The 19427-nt window shown below is 36.7% G+C and carries 18 protein-coding genes; 8 read left to right on the forward strand and 10 right to left on the reverse strand.

The genetic code is table 11. The annotated features are described in order from the left end of the window. The first annotated feature begins 201 nt into the window (after positions 1-201). The gene (locus EF514_RS03675; protein ID WP_240649000.1) at positions 202-1074 is read left to right on the forward strand and encodes a D-alanyl-D-alanine carboxypeptidase family protein; all 873 of its coding nucleotides are present in this window, start codon (positions 202-204) and stop codon (positions 1072-1074) included. Positions 1075-1106: 32 nt separating this feature from the next. Here the strand turns inward: EF514_RS03675 and EF514_RS03680 are convergent, their stop codons facing one another. Genes EF514_RS03680 through EF514_RS03690 form a run of 3 tightly spaced genes read right to left on the reverse strand, consistent with a single transcriptional unit; the run spans position 1107 to position 3342 of the window. Next, a complete protein-coding gene (locus tag EF514_RS03680) occupies positions 1107-1589 on the reverse strand; it encodes a pyridoxamine 5'-phosphate oxidase family protein (protein WP_127723971.1) in 483 nt (160 codons plus the stop codon). A 37-nt stretch (positions 1590-1626) separates the two neighbouring features. Continuing rightward, entirely contained in the window at positions 1627-2139 is a 513-nt protein-coding gene (locus EF514_RS03685; protein WP_127723973.1) for a type 1 glutamine amidotransferase domain-containing protein, read from the reverse strand. 60 nt (positions 2140-2199) lie between these two features. After that, positions 2200-3342: an erythromycin esterase family protein gene (locus EF514_RS03690; RefSeq protein WP_127723975.1), complete on the reverse strand. Its 1143-nt coding sequence runs from the start codon at positions 3340-3342 to the stop codon at positions 2200-2202. A 185-nt stretch (positions 3343-3527) separates the two neighbouring features. Between EF514_RS03690 and amrA the strand changes: the two genes are divergently transcribed. The 5 genes from amrA to EF514_RS03715 all read left to right on the forward strand — a co-directional run bounded on the left by amrA (position 3528) and on the right by EF514_RS03715 (position 8005). After that, positions 3528-4910 (forward strand): AmmeMemoRadiSam system protein A, encoded by a 1383-nt coding sequence (gene amrA / locus EF514_RS03695; protein WP_127723977.1) that lies wholly within the window; start codon positions 3528-3530, stop codon positions 4908-4910. Further along, positions 4907-5734, forward strand: a complete 828-nt coding sequence (amrS, locus tag EF514_RS03700; RefSeq protein WP_127723979.1) for an AmmeMemoRadiSam system radical SAM enzyme — start codon at positions 4907-4909, stop codon at positions 5732-5734. The genes amrA and amrS overlap by 4 nt, the downstream gene beginning before the upstream one ends. 52 nt (positions 5735-5786) lie before the next feature. Continuing rightward, a complete protein-coding gene (locus EF514_RS03705; RefSeq protein ID WP_240649002.1) occupies positions 5787-6443 on the forward strand; it encodes a GTP pyrophosphokinase in 657 nt (218 codons plus the stop codon). Between the two features lie 10 nt (positions 6444-6453). Beyond that, on the forward strand, positions 6454-7059 hold the full coding sequence (locus EF514_RS03710) for a DUF5052 family protein (protein WP_205666365.1): 606 nt from the start codon (positions 6454-6456) through the stop codon (positions 7057-7059). A gap of 169 nt (positions 7060-7228) precedes the next feature. Next, positions 7229-8005 carry a ZIP family metal transporter gene (locus tag EF514_RS03715; protein WP_127723983.1) on the forward strand — a complete coding sequence of 259 codons (777 nt, stop codon included), beginning with the start codon at positions 7229-7231 and terminating at the stop codon, positions 8003-8005. A 95-nt stretch (positions 8006-8100) separates the two neighbouring features. On the opposite strand, the gene EF514_RS03720 is transcribed toward EF514_RS03715, so the two are convergent. Next, a complete protein-coding gene (locus tag EF514_RS03720; RefSeq protein WP_127723985.1) occupies positions 8101-8430 on the reverse strand; it encodes a DsrE family protein in 330 nt (109 codons plus the stop codon). 137 nt (positions 8431-8567) lie between these two features. Between EF514_RS03720 and EF514_RS03725 the strand changes: the two genes are divergently transcribed. Together EF514_RS03725 and EF514_RS03730 are read left to right on the forward strand one after the other, a co-directional pair. Beyond that, positions 8568-10823 (forward strand): heavy metal translocating P-type ATPase, encoded by a 2256-nt coding sequence (locus EF514_RS03725; RefSeq protein WP_276317172.1) that lies wholly within the window; start codon positions 8568-8570, stop codon positions 10821-10823. 8 nt (positions 10824-10831) lie between these two features. Continuing rightward, positions 10832-12439: a DUF975 family protein gene (locus tag EF514_RS03730; protein ID WP_127723987.1), complete on the forward strand. Its 1608-nt coding sequence runs from the start codon at positions 10832-10834 to the stop codon at positions 12437-12439. 22 nt (positions 12440-12461) lie between these two features. Here EF514_RS03730 and EF514_RS03735 read toward each other — a convergent pair whose 3' ends face one another. From EF514_RS03735 to EF514_RS03760, 6 genes are all read right to left on the reverse strand, one after another. Further along, on the reverse strand, positions 12462-14483 hold the full coding sequence (locus EF514_RS03735; protein ID WP_127723989.1) for a thioredoxin domain-containing protein: 2022 nt from the start codon (positions 14481-14483) through the stop codon (positions 12462-12464). Between the two features lie 49 nt (positions 14484-14532). Beyond that, positions 14533-16272, reverse strand: a complete 1740-nt coding sequence (locus EF514_RS03740; protein WP_127723991.1) for a thiamine pyrophosphate-dependent enzyme — start codon at positions 16270-16272, stop codon at positions 14533-14535. Positions 16273-16282: 10 nt separating this feature from the next. Then, positions 16283-16981 (reverse strand): pirin family protein, encoded by a 699-nt coding sequence (locus tag EF514_RS03745; RefSeq protein ID WP_127723993.1) that lies wholly within the window; start codon positions 16979-16981, stop codon positions 16283-16285. A 212-nt stretch (positions 16982-17193) separates the two neighbouring features. After that, a complete protein-coding gene (locus EF514_RS03750; RefSeq protein WP_127723995.1) occupies positions 17194-17514 on the reverse strand; it encodes a hypothetical protein in 321 nt (106 codons plus the stop codon). A 13-nt stretch (positions 17515-17527) separates the two neighbouring features. Further along, on the reverse strand, positions 17528-18409 hold the full coding sequence (gene lsrF, locus EF514_RS03755; RefSeq protein WP_127723996.1) for a 3-hydroxy-5-phosphonooxypentane-2,4-dione thiolase: 882 nt from the start codon (positions 18407-18409) through the stop codon (positions 17528-17530). Next, positions 18410-19417, reverse strand: coding sequence for a dihydroxyacetone kinase subunit DhaK (locus EF514_RS03760; protein WP_127723997.1), 1008 nt, complete (start codon positions 19415-19417; stop codon positions 18410-18412). Positions 19418-19427: the final 10 nt, after the last annotated feature.

Here is a 19427-nt window from a genome sequence, read left to right on the forward strand (position 1 = left end):
TGGAGAGGTTATTTGATATAGTAAGACAACTTGAACATACACAGGTTAGCAAGGTCATAGAATAAATTAACTTTTTTGTAATCTATTTAAATTCAAAATAGTGTTATAATTTAAGAGATATTTAATAAATTTATAGAAGATATTTAATGAATATAGTTTAAAATAGAAAACAAAAGTGACTTAGGGAAAAAGGATGAATAAATGAAAAGATTGTTTAAGATGGCAGTACTTCTTTGTGTGCTGCTTTTAATTATAGTGGGTGGAAGTAGGATTATAGTCGGTAATAAACTTAAAAAACTAGATTACCATTCAAAGAATATATATGTTTATGAAAGGACTAAGGAAAAAGAATTACTTTCCATTAAGGGGGACGAAAGAGTATATCCTGCCTCCTTAGTTAAGATTATGACCACGCTTGTTGCAATTGAAAATATAGAAGATTTTTCTGAAATAGCTCCCGTAGATGTAGAGACTTACAAGGAAATGAACAGTAGAAATGCCTCAATGGCGGGATTTTATGGGAGGGAGAGAGTGAGTTATAAAGATTTGCTCTATGGAACTATGCTTGCCTCCGGAGGTGAAGCTGCAAATTCCCTTGCTATTAACATAAGCGGAAGTACAAGGGATTTTGTAAAGTTAATGAACGATAAAGCAAAAGAGCTGGAGCTAAAAAATACTGCTTTTGTAAATCCCGAGGGACTTGATGTGGAAGGGCAATATTCTTCGGCAAAGGACATTGCGCAAATTTTAGATTATGCCTTGGAAAATGAAAATTTCAGAGAGGTATTTACAAGTAAGACCTATACAACTACTAAGACGCTGGACCATCCAAAGGGAATTGCTTTAGAGTCCACTGTGCTTGGGAAATTAGATGAATATGACCAAGAGGGTTTTGAAATCTTGGGGGGAAAGTCGGGAACTACTTTGGAAGCGGGAGAGTGTTGGGCTACGCTTTCACAAAAGGGAGAAAAGGAATATATTATAGTGGTGATGGGTTCGGAACTTGAAAATATAAAGGACCTGCACTACTATCAAGTTGAAGATACTTTAAATATTTTAAATAATGTAAAATAAAAGGGACCTGTATTGCTAATACAGGTCCTCTGCTATTTGTTTACAAGCTCAATAGCTTCTTTTCCACTTATATGTTCAATGGAAATTTCCACTACAGTGACTAAATTAAATTCCCTTTTAATTTCAACTTCGCTGCTTTCCATAAATTCAGGAGAATATTTTTCCGCTAATAATTTAAGAGCTCTTCGTTTTTCTTCTGCATTTTCTAAAATATGTGCTTTGCCAAATACTATTACACTTCTAAAATAAGTGGTGAACTCTTCAGCTACAATCCTATCTTTATCAATTACACAGAAAGAAACTCTATCATTTTTTTCAATGGCATCAATTTTATGTCCTGTCTTGGCACAGTGAAAATAAATTTTATTGTCATAGTATACATAACTTATAGGAAGAGCATAGGGATAGTTATTATCGCCTGAAAGTGCCAGGACACCGGCAGTTCTTCTTTTTAAAATATTCTCGCTTATTTCCAAGGGGAGGATTTGTTTTTTACGTCTCATTTCTCTAAACATGGTAACCTCTTTTAAATTTATAATCTGCAGTTAAGATTTAATCTTTTTCAACGGCCTCTATAATGGCTTTTACAAAAGGTACAAGGTCGTCAGGTGATCTTGAGGTTATAATATTTCCGTCTATTACCACTTCTTCATCTACATAGTTTGCGCCCGCATTTACAAGGTCATCTTTCATGGAGTAAAAGGAAGTTATATTTTTTCCCTTTATGTCCACTGCCGAAGCTACCATCCAAGGGCCGTGACAAATTGCGGCGATGGGTTTTTGAAGTTTATTCATTTCCTTTACAAAGTCCACTGTTTCCTTAGTTCTTCTCATAAAGTCAGGAGAAAATCCGCCGGGGATAACTACGGCAGCATAGTCTTTAGCTGCAATGTCTTTGGAAGCGTGGGTGCTGGTTTCAGTTAAACCTGATTTACTGTTGTAGGCGGTATCTTTTTGTGAACCTACAAGGTGAATTTCATAGCCCTCCTCTGACAATCTAAAGTAAGGATAGATTAGCTCTCTTTCATCAAATAGATTTTCAATTAAAATTGCAATTTTTTTCAATTTAATCAGCTCCTTTAAATTCATAGTATTTATATACCCAATTTTAAACTATATTTAAAATTATAGCTCTTTATAGGGAGTTACAGCAGGGCTATATTTAATTAATATGGCATACTGTTGTCCCTTTGCAAGAGATTTTATAATTTCATTTTTATCTTCAGCATCTAACTTAAATAAAGTTAAATCCTTCTTTGTCCTGTTGGCAAGGGAAGGACCTGCAAAACTGTTAAAACTTTGAGCTTTTTTATGGGACTTTCTATTTTTACTTCCGAAATATTCCAAAGATATGGAAAGAACTCCTCCCTTATCAGTTCCATATAATTCAGAAAGAGACTGAGCAACAGTTTTTGAACCTTGTAAACCTGAAAAATCAGTGTGAGCTCCGCCGAAAATAGTTAAAATTTTCCCTCCCATATCTTTATAGCATCTTAAGGTATTTTCCGTAAAGTGCTCCTCTCTTAAATTAAAGTCATCATTTTCATAAAAATTTAGGGCTTGGTTTATATTTTCCAGCGAAAGTATAAATTCTTCAAAATTACTCCCCAAGTAATCCCTATATATTTGAGGATATTCCAAAGTACTTTCTGTTAAATTTTCAAAAACCTGAATGGAATCTTCTCTATCTAGGGAGAAGTCCAAACTGTTTAATACTTGGGCTATTTCTTTGGGATGTTCTTCCTTGGGCAGTAAAGTACTTAAGTAGTACATTCCCGTATTGTTATAAGTGTGTTCCACATCTACGCCATATAGGATTAAATGTTGATCTTCGGGAAGTTTTTTATTATATTCATAAAGAGATCTGTAGAAATTTGCGGATTCATTGCTGTAGGCAAAAGTTCCCTCTGTATTTTTAATTACAAAATTTAAAATCTTTTCATCTCCATTTTGAATGTAATTATTTAAAAGGGAGCCGGTGCAGTGGCCGGTTTCTATGAGAATATTTTTTACATTGTGATTCTCATAAAAGTACTTTATTAATTCAAATTCCGTTATAAAAGTTCCAACTGTACCGTGGGATTCTCCAACCATATAAATATTGTACTTATTTAAGTTGGGAGTTTCCTCTATAAGTTGATTATTTAAGTCTTGTATATTTAAATTGGATATGTAACTGGCTGAATCTTTTTTAGAGCATCCTGTAATTAGCAGTATTATAATTAAAGAAAGACTTAGGAATGTAACATTTCTCAGGTGTTTTTTCAATTGTTTTCTCCTTTCTTTGGTCTTGCTTAATTATATCAAATAACCGGGTATATTATTTAAAATATTACTTAAAGGTATTAGTGGGTAGAATTATAATAGAGCTATAAAATTTAAGGCGAAAAAAGAGAATAAAGGAAAATTTATAAGAGAAAATCCTAATAGAAGCTTTTAGAAAGGGGTACAAAATGTCTATTAATAATACGTTTATCTTACCTCATCCGCCCATAATAGTACCGGAAGTGGGAAGAGGGGAAGAAGAAAAAGCAAGAAAGACAATTGAGGGTTATGAAAAAGTTGCAAAGCTCATTGGAGAGATAAAACCTGACAGGATTATTATAAGTTCGCCTCACGCTCCCATCTATGCCGACTACATAAATATTTCATCAGGAGTGGGAAGTAGCGGAAGTTTTTCCAACTTTTCCGCGCCTGAGGTGGATATGGACGTTGAATATGACGAGAGATTAGTAAAGTTAATAAGTGATATGGCAAGAGAAAAGGGAATTTCTGCCGGAACGTTGGGAAGGCAGGGAGATGAACTTGACCATGGAGTATTAATTCCGCTTTACTATATTAATAAGTACCATAGAGATTATAAAATTGTAAGGACTGGAGTTTCAGGACTTCCTCTAATAGACCACTATGAGTTTGGAAAGGTAATTCAAAGGGCCTGTGAAGAAGTGGAAGAAAAAGTGGTTTTTATAGCCAGCGGAGATTTATCTCATAAGCTGCTTCCTGAAGGACCCTATGGCTATGTTGAGGAAGGGCCGATTTTCGATAAAAAAATCGGAGAGATTATTGAAAGTCGAGATTTTTCGCAGTTTTTTAAATTTGATTCTAAATTTTTAGAGGCTGCGGCAGAATGCGGTTTGCGCTCCTTTGTAATAATGGCAGGAGTTTTAGACAAAAAGAGCGTGGAAAGTGAACTTTTCTCGCTGGAGGGTCCCTATGGAGTGGGTTATGCCACAGCCTGCTTTAAAGTTACAGGAGAGGATTCCAGGAGATGTTTTGGAGAAAGTTATCTTAAAGAAGAACGGGAAAAAATAAAAAATACTAGAGAAAAAGCCGATGCTTGGACTGAACTTGCCAGAAAATCCCTTGAGACTTATATTAAAAAAGGTTCAGTGCTTAGTTTACCTGAGGAGCTACCGGAAGAACTTACTTCTACTAGAGCCGGAGCCTTTGTTACACTTTATAAACGGGGAGAATTAAGAGGATGTATAGGTACTATAGAGCCTACTGTTCCTACTTTGGGAGAGGAGATAATTCAAAATGCAATTTCAGCGGGAGTTAAGGACCCTCGTTTTCCACCTGTAAGTGAAAGTGAATTGGAAGATTTAGTTTACAGTGTAGATGTTCTTTCACCCTCTGAGCCGATTTCCTCCCTTGAGGAGTTAGATATTTCTCGCTACGGAGTAATAGTTACAGGAGAGGGAAAGAGAGGATTACTGCTTCCAAATATTGAGGGCATTGATTCCGTTGAACAACAGGTGGAGATAGCAAAGAAAAAGGCAGGGATAAGGGGTAAGAATTACAGGCTGGAACGCTTTGAGGTGGTGCGTCATAAATGAGTGTGGTATGTAAAATATGTCCTAGACACTGTACCTTGAAAGAGGGGCAGGTGGGATTTTGTAAAGCCAGAATGGCAAAAGGTTCAGAAGTTATAAGTTTAAATTATGGGCAAGTGGTTTCGCTGGGACTTGATCCCATTGAGAAAAAACCGCTTTACCACTTTATGCCCGGAAGCAAAATACTTTCCGTTGGAAGTTTTGGATGTAATTTCAGATGTGACTTTTGTCAAAATTATCAAATATCCATGTCAGATGGAAGTGATTTAGTAAAGAAGTATATGTCTCCAAGGGAATTAGTGGATTTGGCAGAGGATTTAAAAAACAGGGGAAATATTGGAATTGCCTATACTTACAATGAACCTCTAATAGGCTATGAATATGTATTGGATACTTCTAAAGAAGCTCACAGCAGAGGTTTAAAAAATGTACTTGTAACTAACGGCTATATAGAAAAAGAGCCTTTTCTTGAATTGCTGCCCTATATTGATGCCGTAAATATAGATTTAAAAAGTTTTAATGAAGAGTTTTACAAAAGTGTGGGCGGAGATTTAAAGGTGGTAATGGAAAGTATTAAGCTTGCAGCAGGTTATGCCCATGTGGAGGTTACTACTTTAATAATAGAGGGAATTAATGATGATGAAGGGGAGATGGATAGTCTTGCCCGCTGGTTATGTACTATAAACCCTTCAATACCGCTACACATAAGTAGATTTTTTCCTGCATATAAAATGATGGACAGAAGTCCCACATCTGTAAGTACTGTGTATAATCTTATTGATGTGGCAAAGACTCACCTAAACTATGTCTATCCGGGAAACTGCTAGATATAAATTTAAATGACAATTAAAGAAAGGAACTGAGATGAAGGAAAAAACTATGGAAAATCAGTTTAAGTTTGAAGGCTCCGAAGATTTAATTAAGGAGTTTCTATCCTACCAGCATATATACAGCGCAGCCATAAAGGAAGTTACTACAAAACTTGAAATTTTAGATGAGGAATTTAAGCTGTTTCATGAACATAATCCCATTCACCACATTGAAACCCGCTTAAAAAAACCCAAGAGTATTATGGAAAAGCTGGAGAAGAACAATTTACCTGAAACTATGGAAGCCATACGTACTATTAAGGACATAGCAGGTGTGCGCGTAGTGTGTAACTATATAGACGACATTTATATTATTGCAAAATTGCTCACTTCTCAAAGGGATATATTTTTAGAAGAAGAGGAGGACTATATTAAAAATCCAAAGGAAAGCGGCTATCGCAGCCTTCATTTAATAGTGACTGTTCCGATTTTTCTATCGGAGGGAGTGAAACGGGTACCTGTGGAAGTTCAAATAAGAACTATTGCAATGGACTTTTGGGCAAGCTTGGAACACTCTCTAAGATATAAAGTAAAGACTGACAACACTGAGGAAATATCTAAAAGGTTAAATCGCTGTGCTGAATCAATAGCAAATCTTGATATTGAAATGCAGGACATTTACAGAAGTATAAGAGAAAGTAATGGAGAGGTTGTAAAGGGAGAGTGAGCAGTTGAAAGTGAATAAAAAACAAAAAAGAATTTTATTAGTAGTTGCTCTCTTAATTTCAATGGTCTTTCTTTTAACGGGATGTCAGAGAGTTAGAAAATTTTTCAAAGATGTGGAAACTACTACAATTGGACTTTCAATGGTCGTTAAAAGCTATGATGAAAACAGTCAGGTAATTGACCAGTATTCAGGAAGAGTGGGAAATGTAACGAGAGAGACAAAATTAGATACTGAGTCCACTGAATCTTCGGTAATTACTTTTACAGTGGGAGGCAAGGAAGTTCAACATGTGGGTTCATCAGTAATTATGATGGAAAAGGGTTTGGAGGATATATTTTCAGAATATGTAAAGACTATTGACTTTGCCAATAGAGATATTACCGTACCCTTTTTAAATAAAATGGTAAATGATTTTAGAGAGCCTTTTTCAGGTCATGATAAGGTAATATTGATAAGGAGTCAAAATGGTACGCCTCTTGCAACTTTTGCAGGAGATAAGGTCTACTTAGACACTACTGATGTTTCTAAAATGACTAAGCTCCTAGTAGATGGAAAGACTTTAATAATCTACAGATGTGACTATTCGATTTATGATTTGGATCTACTGGAACAGTAATAAAATAAGAATTATAAAAGGATCTCTTATAGTTGTATAAGAGGTCCTTTTGTGTTTTGAAGGAATAAAATTATATTTATAGGGTTGCATTTAAAGTAAAGGGGTATAAAATCATAATGGATATTTCTATTTGAGATACCATTAAAATGAATATATTTAGGAGGAATAAATGGAATTAGCAGCAATTTTATTAATCCCTTTCATAGGTACTACTTTAGGTTCGGCATGTGTTTTCTTTATGAAGGAGAAAATGAATAGAACTTTGGAAAAAACATTACTTGGATTTGCAGGAGGAGTAATGGTGGCAGCATCAGTATGGTCTCTGTTAATTCCGGCAATGGAGTTGGCAGACGGACTTGGAAAGTTTTCCTTTATGCCTGCCCTAGTGGGATTTTTACTGGGAGTGGGATTTTTATTACTTTTAGATGAGGTAATTCCCCATCTTCACTTAAATGAAAATAAACCTGAAGGACCTAGGACGAATTTACAGAGAAGTGCAATGATGATGTTGGCTGTAACTCTTCATAACATACCTGAGGGTATGGCAGTGGGCGTATTATTTGCCGGTTATACGTCGGGAAATTCCGCAATTACATTTTCTGCAGCCTTAACTTTGGCAATAGGAATAGCAATTCAAAACTTTCCTGAGGGGGCTATTATATCAATGCCTCTTAAGAGTGAGGGTTTTTCAAAATCGAAAGCCTTTTTATATGGAGGTTTAAGTGGAATTGTAGAGCCGATTGCAGCAGCCTTGACAATTTTGGCTACGACTTTTGTTGAGCCTATGTTGCCCTATTTATTGGCCTTTGCAGCAGGAGCTATGATTTATGTAGTAGTAGAGGAATTAATTCCCGAAGCTTCAAGGGGAGAACACTCCAATGTGGGAGTTATTGGTTTTTCCGTGGGCTTTGCACTTATGATGGTGCTTGATGTGGCACTTGGATAGATAGAAACCCTTAATTTAAAGTTTACTTTAAGTTAAGGGCTTTTTTTAATGTGACAATTAAAAAGTTGGTATAAGAAGTCCTTTAATTAAGTATGCTATGGACTTACGTAGTAATAGCCCTCCTCCTGTTTTTTTATAATTTCAAAAATTCCGGCAGGAACTATTTCAACTGTAGCAGGTAGTGTACTTTCTTCAATATTATTATTTCTAAGAGCATTTCTACATAATTTCACTTTGATATTTAAATTTTCAAGTTCATTTAATTGTTGTAAAAGATTTTCCGATAATTCTCTATAGAGTTGGATAGCGTGGGCATTTACTACAATCTCAATTTTTGATTTCGCTTCAATAGCTTTTAAATTTTTGCTGTTGGAAAGAGCAATGTCCCATTGTACTAAATGGCTTACATGTAATAATACTTTCATAATCAACCTCCTTTAGTGATGATACCCATAAGTTAGATTTATGTAGATTAAAATTAAAATATAATTGGGTAAAATATAATTGTTAAGAGAAGAAATAAAAGAGAAAAGAGAAATAAAACCGAAAAGGGTGTGAAAAAATGAAAGACCATGGAAAGAAGAAAGATAAAGAAATGAAAAGTAATATGAATATGGAGGAAAAAGAAGTAGAGCATAGGGGACGCTATGAAAACTTACAAAGAGATAGTGAATACAGTAGCAGTACTATGGAAGAAAAATCTTCTATGGATATGGAGCATATGAATCATGTTCATAAAAAAACTCATAAAACAGATAGAGACGGACACCATATAAGCCATATGGACGAAGATTCTAGTATGGACAAACATTCTCATATGGATCATTCCAATATGGAGCACAGTGGACATATGGAGCATATGGGAAATTTAAAGCAAAAGTTTTTTATTTCTTTAATTTTTGCAATACCGATTTTACTTCTGTCTCCAATGATGGGTATAAGTCTGCCCTTCCAGTTTACTTTTAGGGGAAGTCAGTGGGTGGTACTGATACTTTCCACAATTATATTTTTTTATGGAGGAAGGCCTTTTCTAAAGGGAGCTCAGAAGGAATTAAAGGATAGAAGCCCGGCTATGATGACTTTGATTTCGCTGGGAATTACGACTTCCTACATCTACAGTGTCTATGCCTTTGTATCGAATAATTTCTTTCCCGGGAAGGAACATATAATGGATTTCTTTTGGGAATTAGCCACTTTAATTTTAATAATGCTATTGGGACATTGGATTGAAATGAAAGCGGTGTCGGGAGCGGGAGATGCTTTAAAATCCATGGCAAAATTACTTCCTGCACAGGCAAGTGTTGAACAAGAAGACGGGAGTTTTCAGAAAGTTGACATAGAAAAATTAAAGGTAGACCAAGTTGTAATGGTTAAATCGGGAGAAAAAATTCCGGCTGACGGAATAATTTTAGAAGGGAGCAGCAATGTAAATGAAGCTATGTTGACCGGGGAATCAAAGGAAGTTTCCAAAAAAGAAGGTGACAGTGTAATAGGAGGTTCTTTAAATGGAGCGGGAAGTATTAAAGTAAAAGTTACGGGAACGGGAGAAACCGGTTATTTGGCACAGGTAATGCAGCTTGTGGGAGATGCTCAAAAGGCTAAATCAAAGGCGGAGACCATGTCAGATAAAGTGGCGCGCTATTTGTTTTATATAGCATTAATAGTGGGAATTATCTCCTTTGGAGTTTGGTATGCGGTAACGGGAGATTTAAACGTTGGAGTAACCCGAATGGTAACTGTGTTTGTAATAGCCTGTCCTCATGCACTTGGTCTTGCCATACCGCTAGTTGTTGCAAGGTCAACTTCTCTTGGAGCTCAAAGGGGACTTCTGCTTCGTAATCGTCAAGCTTTGGAGACTGCAACGAAAGTGGATGTAGTTATGATGGACAAAACGGGAACTTTAACTGAGGGAAACTTTAAAGTTAAAGAGGTAGTTTCATTTTCCGATGACTATTCCTCTGATGAGGTGCTTAGTATAATGGCAGCCTTAGAGGAGGGTTCAAGTCATCCTCTTGGGATAAGTACAGTAAGTGAAGCAAAATCCCGAAATTTAAAAATCCCAAGGGCAAAAGAAATAAACAATTTGGCCGGAGTAGGTCTGGAAGGTAGACTTTCAGAGGGTAAAGATGTTAAGATTGTTACAGCTAACTATCTTGAAAAAAATAAATATAATTATGACAAAGATTATTATAGAGAAATTTCAAGTAAGGGTTACTCAATTAGTTTTTTAATTTTAGAGGAAGAGGTTCTGGGTTTAATTGCTCAAGGCGATGAAATAAAAAGCGAATCTAAAATTTTAATTGAAAAGTTAAAATCAAAGGGAATTAAACCTGTTATGTTAACGGGAGATAATGAAGCTGCAGCAAGTAAAGTGGCTGATTTATTAAATATTGAGGATTTTAAATTCAGCTTGCTTCCTGAAGATAAGGAAAAATTAGTAAGTCAGTATGAAAAAGAGGGAAAGGTCACTATGATGGTGGGAGATGGCGTAAATGATGCTCCAAGTCTTGCAAGGGCAAATGTAGGAGTGGCAATAGGCGCAGGAACAGATGTTGCAATTGATGCAGCAGATGTAATTTTAGTTAAAAGCAATCCTTCCGATATACTACACTTTTTATCTCTTGCTGAAAATACAACTAGAAAAATGGTACAAAATCTTTGGTGGGGAGCAGGTTATAATATTGTGGCAATTCCTTTGGCATCAGGTATACTGGCACCTTTTAATATAATCCTAAGCCCTGCTGTAGGGGCGATTTTAATGAGTCTTTCAACAGTGATAGTTGCAATAAATGCCCTAAGTCTTAATATAAAGGAGTAGTAGAGTAGATGTGGAATAGAAGAGATTTAAAGTCTGACGCTAAGAAAGTGGTAAAGAGGAATTATATTCAATTTGTAGTAGTGTGTATGGTTATTGCCATACTGGCGGGAGGCTACAGTTCCTCAAGAATAAGTTTGGACTTTAGAGAGGCCCCAAGTAAAATTCACACTCCATCAATTGTGGAAAGTGCCCTTGATATACTTGACAACCTAGGTATAAAGACGATTTACAGTGATGAGGAAAAAGTAATTGAAAAAGTAGAGAACAAGTTTAATTTAAGAAATGCCACAGAGGGAGTTTTTGCTACTATAATTAACAACTCCGGTGCATCAAGATCTTTCTTAGTTGGGCTTTTAAATACCATAAATCAATTTATATTTGAAAACCGGTTTTTAGATAGTACGATAATGGCAATTGCAACTTTAATGGCAGCTGCCTTTTGGATTTTTATTCAAAATATTCTAATAGTGGGACAAAGCAGATTTTTCCTTGAAAACAAAAATTACGGAAGTACAAAAATAGACAGAGTTCTTTTCGTCTACAGAGTCAATGAGACTCTTAATGTGGCTTATGTAATGTTTTGCAGATATCTTTTTAATTTACTTTGGTTTTTTACCATAGTTGGGGGAGTTGTAAAGTATTACTCCTATCGTATGATTCCCTATATATTGGCTGAAAATCCGAAAATAAAAAGACGGGAGGCCTTTAAACTTTCCGAAGAAATGATGAAAGGTAATAAGTGGGATGCTTTTAAGCTGGATGTGTCCTTTGTAGGTTGGAGAATATTGTCCCTCTTAACCTATGGAGTTGTAAGGTATCTGTATGTAAACCCCTATATAGGGGCTGTCAATGCGGAGTTGTACTTTGTCCTTCGTGAAAGGGCAATTGGCGAAAAAATCCCTTACAGCGAATATTTAAATGATATTTATCTTACAAGTCCTGTGAAAGTAGGCGAGGGTACTTATCCTGTTGAACTTTATACCATTGAGGAAAAACATAGAAGAGACTGGTTAAAGTTGGACTATGACAGATCCTATTCCATAACTTCCTATATATTGGTATTTTTTACAATCTCCTTTATAGGTTGGCTTTGGGAAGTATTTCTACATCTTTTAAGAGACGGGACATTTGTAAACAGGGGAACGATGATGGGACCTTGGCTGCCAATATACGGTACGGGGGCTCTACTTATGCTTATACTGTTAAAACCCTTTGTAGAAAAGCCCTTGCTACTCTTCCCCAGCGCCATGGTTATCTGTGGAATATTGGAATACTTTACTTCCTGGATGTTGGAAAAGTTATTTCATACAGCCTGGTGGGATTACAGCAATGTGTTCTTTAATATAAACGGAAGAATTTGTCTAGAGGGGCTTTTGTTTTTTGCAGTTGGAGGATTTTTAATAATTTACTTTGTAGCTCCTTTAGTAGATGAAGTGGGAGATTATTTTTCGCTTGGAGCAAAGAGGGGTTTTTGTGGAATTTTAATAGCTTCCTTTCTCTTTGATTTCAGTCATTCCTTTAAAGAACCCAATATGGGAGAGGGGATTACCAGTAGCATAGTTGAACCCCTTAAAAAGATAGAAGTAGATGGAAATTATCTATGTAATATAAAATAAAAAGAGTCCTCGGGGACTCTTTTTAAAGTTTTTGCATAAGTTCATCTATATAGTGAAGAGGACTGGAACAGGTAAAGTTTTCGCAGAGATAAAAAGTGTTCTCATCTTCAATGGAGTATGAATGAATATGAGGAGCCAATTTTTTTATTTCCTTTTCATTTTCAGGTACCATTGCAAGAGAAGTCAATTGTGGCAAGTATACTTTAGCCAGACTGGATATAAGAAATTTAAGATTTATATTTGAGCCTACTGCCACTAATTCCCTTGTGGAGTATAGATTTAAAAGTAAAGCTTTTAAAGCAAAACTATAAGCGGAAGATTGAGATGCTACTAGAGGAGCATAGGTCTCTAACAGTAGATTAAGACTGTTTTCAACATCAAAATTGCCTGTGAGCTTTGAAAGTTTAGATAGGACATAGGCAAGAACGGAATTACCGGAAGGCACTGCTCCGTCATAAAATTCCCTAGGTCTGTAAATTAAATCCTCGCTTTCCTTTGAGCTTAAGAAATATCCTCCCCTCTTATTGGAAAAATTTTCCTCTATTAAATTATATAATCTCATACACTCCTTTAGATATTCTATATTGTAGGTACTTTCATAGAGCTCTAAACAGGCCCACATCAAGTAGGCGTAATCATCTAAAAGTCCGGTTCCCGATGATTTGCCATCTCTGTAACTTATAAATAAAGTACCATCTTCTTTAACCATATTGGACATAATAAAGTTAAAGCCGTCCTCAGCACTTTTAATATAATCTTCATTTTCAAATATTCTGCCCGCCTTTGCATAACTTCCAATCATCATTGAATTCCAGGAGACTAAAATTTTATCGTCCTTGTGCAAAGGGTACCTTTCCAACCTCTGTCGGTAGAGTCTTGAAAGTTGTTTTTGAGTTTTTTTGTCGGGAAGGTCGCCGGAGCTTCCTATTAAATTCAAAATATTCCTTCCCTCAAAATTTCCTCTCGGCCTTATATTATAGGTTTTGCAAAACTCTTCTGATTCACTTCCCAGTATATTTACAATCTCATCGTAGTCCCATATATAGTACTTTCCCTCTTCTCCTTCACTGTCAGCATCTTGGGCGGAATAAAATCCCCCTTTAGGAGAGGTCATTTCTCTTTTAATATAATCTAAGGTACTTTGTACAATATATTTATATATTTCCTTTTTAGTAAGTTGGTAGGCTTCGCTGTATACCATTGTTAAAAGCGCATTGTCATAAAGCATTTTTTCAAAGTGGGGTACCAGCCATTTTTCGTCAGTGGAATAACGGGAAAAACCTCCGCCTACATGGTCAAAGAGACCTCCCTTGTACATGGACATTAAAGTTTTTTCCGCCATGGGCAGTGCTTTTTCACTTATTTTTAAATTGTGGCTATGAAGTAGAAACATTAAGTGGTGTGGCGTAGGAAACTTAGGCGCATTGCCAAAGCCTCCGAATTCGCTATCAAATCTACTTTCAAATTGGTCCATAGCCTTAAAGATTATGGCCTTGTCAATGGAGTACTTTCTAGAGGAAGAGGCATTTTCATAGTTAATAATGGCCTTTGTAATCTCCTCGCCTGAGTCTACAAGAGCTTTTTCATCTTCTTTCCACTTCAAGGCAATTTGATTTAAAAGTTCAACTAGTCCTATTCTTCCGTACTTATTTTCCTTTGGAAAGTAAGTTCCGGCAAAAAAAGGTTTTTTATCCGGTGTCATAACTATGGTCAAAGGCCAGCCGCCGCTTCCTGTAAGAGCTTGAGCTACATTCATATAGATTGAATCTATATCGGGACGCTCCTCTCTGTCCACTTTAATGGAAATAAAGTGGTCATTTAACAATTTCGCCACTTCTTCGTCTTCAAAGGATTCCTGTGCCATTACGTGACACCAGTGACAGGTGCTGTATCCTATAGATAAAAAAACGGGTTTGTTTTCCTTTTTTGCAATTTCAAAGGCATCGTCTTGCCAAGGATACCAGTTTACGGGATTATGAGCGTGTTGTAAAAGATAGGGCGAGGTGGTATTTATTAAATGATTGGTATATTTATTAGCTTCCATATAAACTCCTTTAAATTAAAAAGATTAGCCCAACAATGTGGGCTAATAGTTAAACTTCTTTTAAAATTTCTGAAAGGGCAGGCTGTCCGAATAAATTATAGGTTTTATTATAGTTGTCGATTTCACTTTGAGAGTATTTCTCCGGATCCACAACCATATTACTTGTATCTACAGGGTCTGTATATTTAAGTTTGGCATCAATTAAAATCGGTTTTTTATTGCCTGAACTTTGAAGTTTTTCAATTTCATCCATGGCATTGTTTAGTTCTTTAAGGTTGGTTACAGTATAGGTTATGGCTCCCATCCCCCTAGCAGTAGTTGCCCAGTCCACATCTGTAATATCCACTCCGAATACAAACTTACTTTGAATTTGAGCGTGTTGAATAAAACCGTAGGACTGATTACTTAAAACTATGTTTATTATTGGAAGTTCATAGCGAACCTGAGTTATTATCTCCTGCATATTCATGGCAAAACCTCCGTCGCCAGAAATGCTCCAAACCTGTCTTTCGGGGTCAGTCAGTTTTCCGGCAATGCTGTAGGGAAGTCCAACTCCAAGAGTGGCAAACCAGCCGCTTATAACGTGTTGTTGTTTTGCATAAAGCGGCAGCATTCTAACGGAGTACATTGTATTATTTCCCACATCAAGTCCGTAAAAGGCATTTTCCTCAGACCTTTCTCTTATGGCTCTTATTACTGCCTCAGCGGAAAGTCCTTCTTTATCATCATCGGCAATGGCATTTAACCAATTGTCCCAGTTTTTCTTGTTTATTCTTGTAGCCTTTAAAAACTTGCTTTCCTCTTTGGAAAAGTCCGCTTTTAAAAGTTCCTGTAAAAATTCTCCGCCGTCGGCAACAATACCTAAATTAACTTTAATTTGTTTTCCTATATCCGCTATTTCATTATTGATTTGGATAACCTTTAAATTCTTTGGCCAAAAACGTGCAAAAGGAAAGTTACTTCCCACAAATAGTACTAGATCGGCGCTGTTCATAACTTCATAGGCGGGTTTTGTTCCCAGCCTGCCGAAACTGCCCACAAAGTTTTTATGGTTGTTGGCAGCTGCAACTCCAATGGAAGGGGCACTGGTTACAATGGGCATGGAAAATTTTTCAGAAACTTCAGCCACTATATCCCTTGAGCCTCTTAAACCCAAACCTCCATAGATTACAGGTCTTTCGGCTTCCCTTATCATCTTTAAGGTCGCTTTTACATCTTCACTTTTAATAGGGAGCTTTACCTTACTAGGAGGCGATTTCACCTCCGCTCTTGGAGTGTATTCAATTTCCTCTTCTACTAGGTCGTTAGGTAGGATTACAAGGGCAACTCCTTTTTTGGAATAGGCGGTGCGAATAGCCTCTTCTATTAAATCGGGGATTTGCCTAGCCGTAGTGGCAGTTCTATTGTATACGCTTACATCGGAGTAAAGGGGATTTTCATCCATCTCCTGAAAGAAATTTGTGTTCATAAATTTTGTTGCAGTCTGTCCCACTATGGCAAGTAGAGGGACTCTGTCCATTTTTGCATCGTAGAGTCCGTTTATTAAGTTGGAGCCTCCCGGAGCTGCGGAGCCGAAACAAGCTCCTATCTTCCCGGAAAACTTGGAGTAGCCTGAAGCTGCCATAGCTCCTGCAGATTCATGTCTTACTTGAATATATTTTACTTTATCCTGTTCATTATACAGGGCGTCCATAAGTCCGTTGACGGAACTTCCCGGAATTCCATAGAGATGTTTTATTTCCCAGGAATGTAAAACGTCAATAATAGCTTCTCCTGCGCTTACTTTCATATATCTCTCCTTATTCTTTCTTTAATTCAACTACTAGGAAGTGACTGTCTTCAAGGGCTTTAATATTTAAGCTTTCTTCAACGGATTCCAAACCGTCACGCATATTAAATTCAATGCCGTTAATAATTGAACTTCCTTCAATTTGAACTAGGTAGGCCTGTCTGTTTTCCAATACAGGAAATTCAATTTCCCTATCTTTGTCCAGCTCTAAAACGTGTATAGATGCATCTTGATGGATTTTAATAGGAGCGTCTCCATCAATACCTGAAACGATATTAAGCCATTTGTTGTGGCGCTCTTCCTTTTCAAAGGTCATATCTCCATATTGAGGAGTTAGGTTATTTTCATCGGGGAAAATCCAAATTTGCATAAATCTTAAAATTTCATTTCCCTTATTGTATTCGCTGTGTAGGATTCCTGTTCCCGCACTCATATATTGAGCGCTTCCGCGACTTAAAGTTCTTTCATGACCCATGCTGTCCTTGTGAGTTAATTCCCCTTTAATTACATAGGATACAATTTCCATGTCCCTATGAGGGTGAGTGTCAAATCCCGTTCCCGGTTCAACTAAGTCGTCATTTATAACACGAAGTTTTCCGAAATTTACATTGTTTGGATTTCTATATTCAGCAAAGGAAAAGTGAAATACACTTCGAAGCCATCCAAGGTTACTGCGTCCCATTTTTTCGTTGTCTAATTTTCTAATCATATTTCCTCCCAAAATTAATTCAATTAATCTTAAACTTTACAAGGTATATACCCTATAATATTTTTTTTATAACAAAGGTGCATAAGCCTTGCAATAAGAGATGATTGAAGTAATACAGCTGAGATTTTGTAAAAATAAAAATAGACACATACATGTCTATTTTTAAAATTTAAATTATTTAATTTGCTATGATAAATCTTAGAAGTGTTAAATTACTTTACTTCAAGCAGTTCAAATATGGCATTATCCATAATAATAAAAGCCATTCGTGAGCCGTAGTCATTGTCAACGGGTCCGAAAATAATTTCATCAGCATCCTCCAAGTAAGGTTCCATATCACTTACCTTATATGCAACATGGGGATTTCTGTGAAGAATTTCCGGAAAAGGTGTCCCTTCTTCAAACTTTAAATACTCAATTTTAAAATCATAGTCCTCAGGATTGCTCATCCACAATTTTCCGCCTTCATTGTAAACCATTCCCGGTTTTTTATTAGTAATGGGTATTCCCACATGTAAGTATTCCGCGCTCATAATTTCCTCCTATTTATTTTAACAGTTCTTTATAAAATTCATAAGCTTCTATATCGTTAAAACCTTCATGTACTACTTTTCCTATAGCTTGACACATGGCTTGAGGATTTTCCGCCTGAAATATATTTCTTCCCATGTCCACTCCTCGTGCGCCTTCGCTTATTGCTCTATAGGCCATAGTAAGTGCTTCTGATTCAGGAACTTTTTTTCCTCCTGCTATAACTATCGGTACGGGACAAGCTGCTACAACTCTTTCAAAGCCTTCACAGTAATAGCTCTTTATAACCTGAGCGCCGTTTTCAGCCAGAATTCGAGTTGCCAGTAGGAAAAATTTTTCAGTTCGTTCCATTTCTTTTCCCACGGCAACTATGCCAAGTGTGGGAATGTTGTACTTAGTTCCTTCATCTACTGTACGAGCCAGCAGTTCAAGGGAATTTTTTTCTCCTGCAGCTCCTATAAAAGTTTGAGTAGCCAAACATGCGGGATTCATTTTAATTGCATTTTCAATGTCGCAGGCCATACCGCCGCCAAGGGACATATCGTCATAGAGTACAGAGGAATCGTAACTTACTCTTAAACAGATTGCCTTATCTGTAGTGGGAGGTATGGAAGTTCTTATAGCTCCTCTCGTTCCCATTAATACATCTACATGGGGAAGGAGGGGAGGTATGGCAATATCCAATCTTTCAAGTCCTGATGTAGGTCCCATAATATAGCCATGGTCAAAGGCAAGCATAACAGTGTTTCCGCTTTTGGGATTAAACATACTTGCAAGTCTGTTCTTCATACCCCAATCAGCATCTTGCGCCCCCTTTACGGGAAATTGCTCCAAGGATTTATTTTCCACATTTAGGTAGTAGTTTTTAGGGTCCTTTATATTGTCCTTATCAGCCATTTATACTGCCCCCTTTTTAAAGTAAGGGGTATTACAAGGTGCATTCCAATAGTGAAGTAATTCATCGTCCATTCTCGCCATAAACATTTGGAAACCTGCCTGTTCTTGAGAAGTAAGCAATTCTCCAATGTAATTTGCCACAATTTCAATACCCTTTTCTTTTAAAAGTTCCTCGCATTTGCGATAGACTATAAATAACTCCATAAGAGTAGTGGCACCGGAGCCGTTTAAAATCAACATTATCTTTTCGCCTTTTTCAATGGAAAGATCCTTTATCAAAGCGTTAACCATTATCTCTGCAGTTTCATCGGCAGTCTTCATAGGTTGGCGTCCGCCTCCGCCTTCGCCGTGTTGTCCCATTCCTATTTCCATTTCATCTTCGCCTAAGTCTGCAAGGAGACTTCCTGTTGATGGGTGAGTAGCACCACGTAGGGCAACGGCTAAAGTGGCCATATTGTCGGCAAATCTTTGAGTTATTTTTGCAACTTCCTCTAAACTTTTTCCTTCAGCAGCTGCAGCGCCGGCAATTTTATAAGTCGGTACACAACCTACAAGACCTCTTCTATCATCGCTATTTTCACGCGGTGCATTGGAAATATCTTCCTGTGTAACTATTTTTATTACATTTAAACCCTCTGCCTTGGCTTGTTTCATAGTCATATTTCCAGTAAGCATATCTCCGGCGTGGTTTAAAACTATGTAAAGAACACCTTTACCTTTATCGGCCATTTTAAGGGCATTTAGACAAGGTTGAGGTCCCGGTGCTGCAAAGACATCTCCAACTACGCTTATATCAACCATTCCCTCTCCTACAAAGCCGCTTATAGCAGGTTCGTGGCCGCTGCCTCCCTGAGTTACAATAGTTACTCTATCCGCTTTATCAAGTTTTTTATTTATTACCATATTCTCAGGTCCAAGTTCTACTATGTCCCTATTTGCAGCTGCAAATCCCTCAAGCAATTCAGCAGTTAAATTTTCTTGTGAATTAATAAATTTTTTCATTTTCATAGTAATCCTC

Source organism: Anaerosphaera multitolerans, from assembly GCF_004006535.1.
Classification (GTDB): Bacteria; Bacillota; Clostridia; order Tissierellales; family Peptoniphilaceae; genus Anaerosphaera; species Anaerosphaera multitolerans.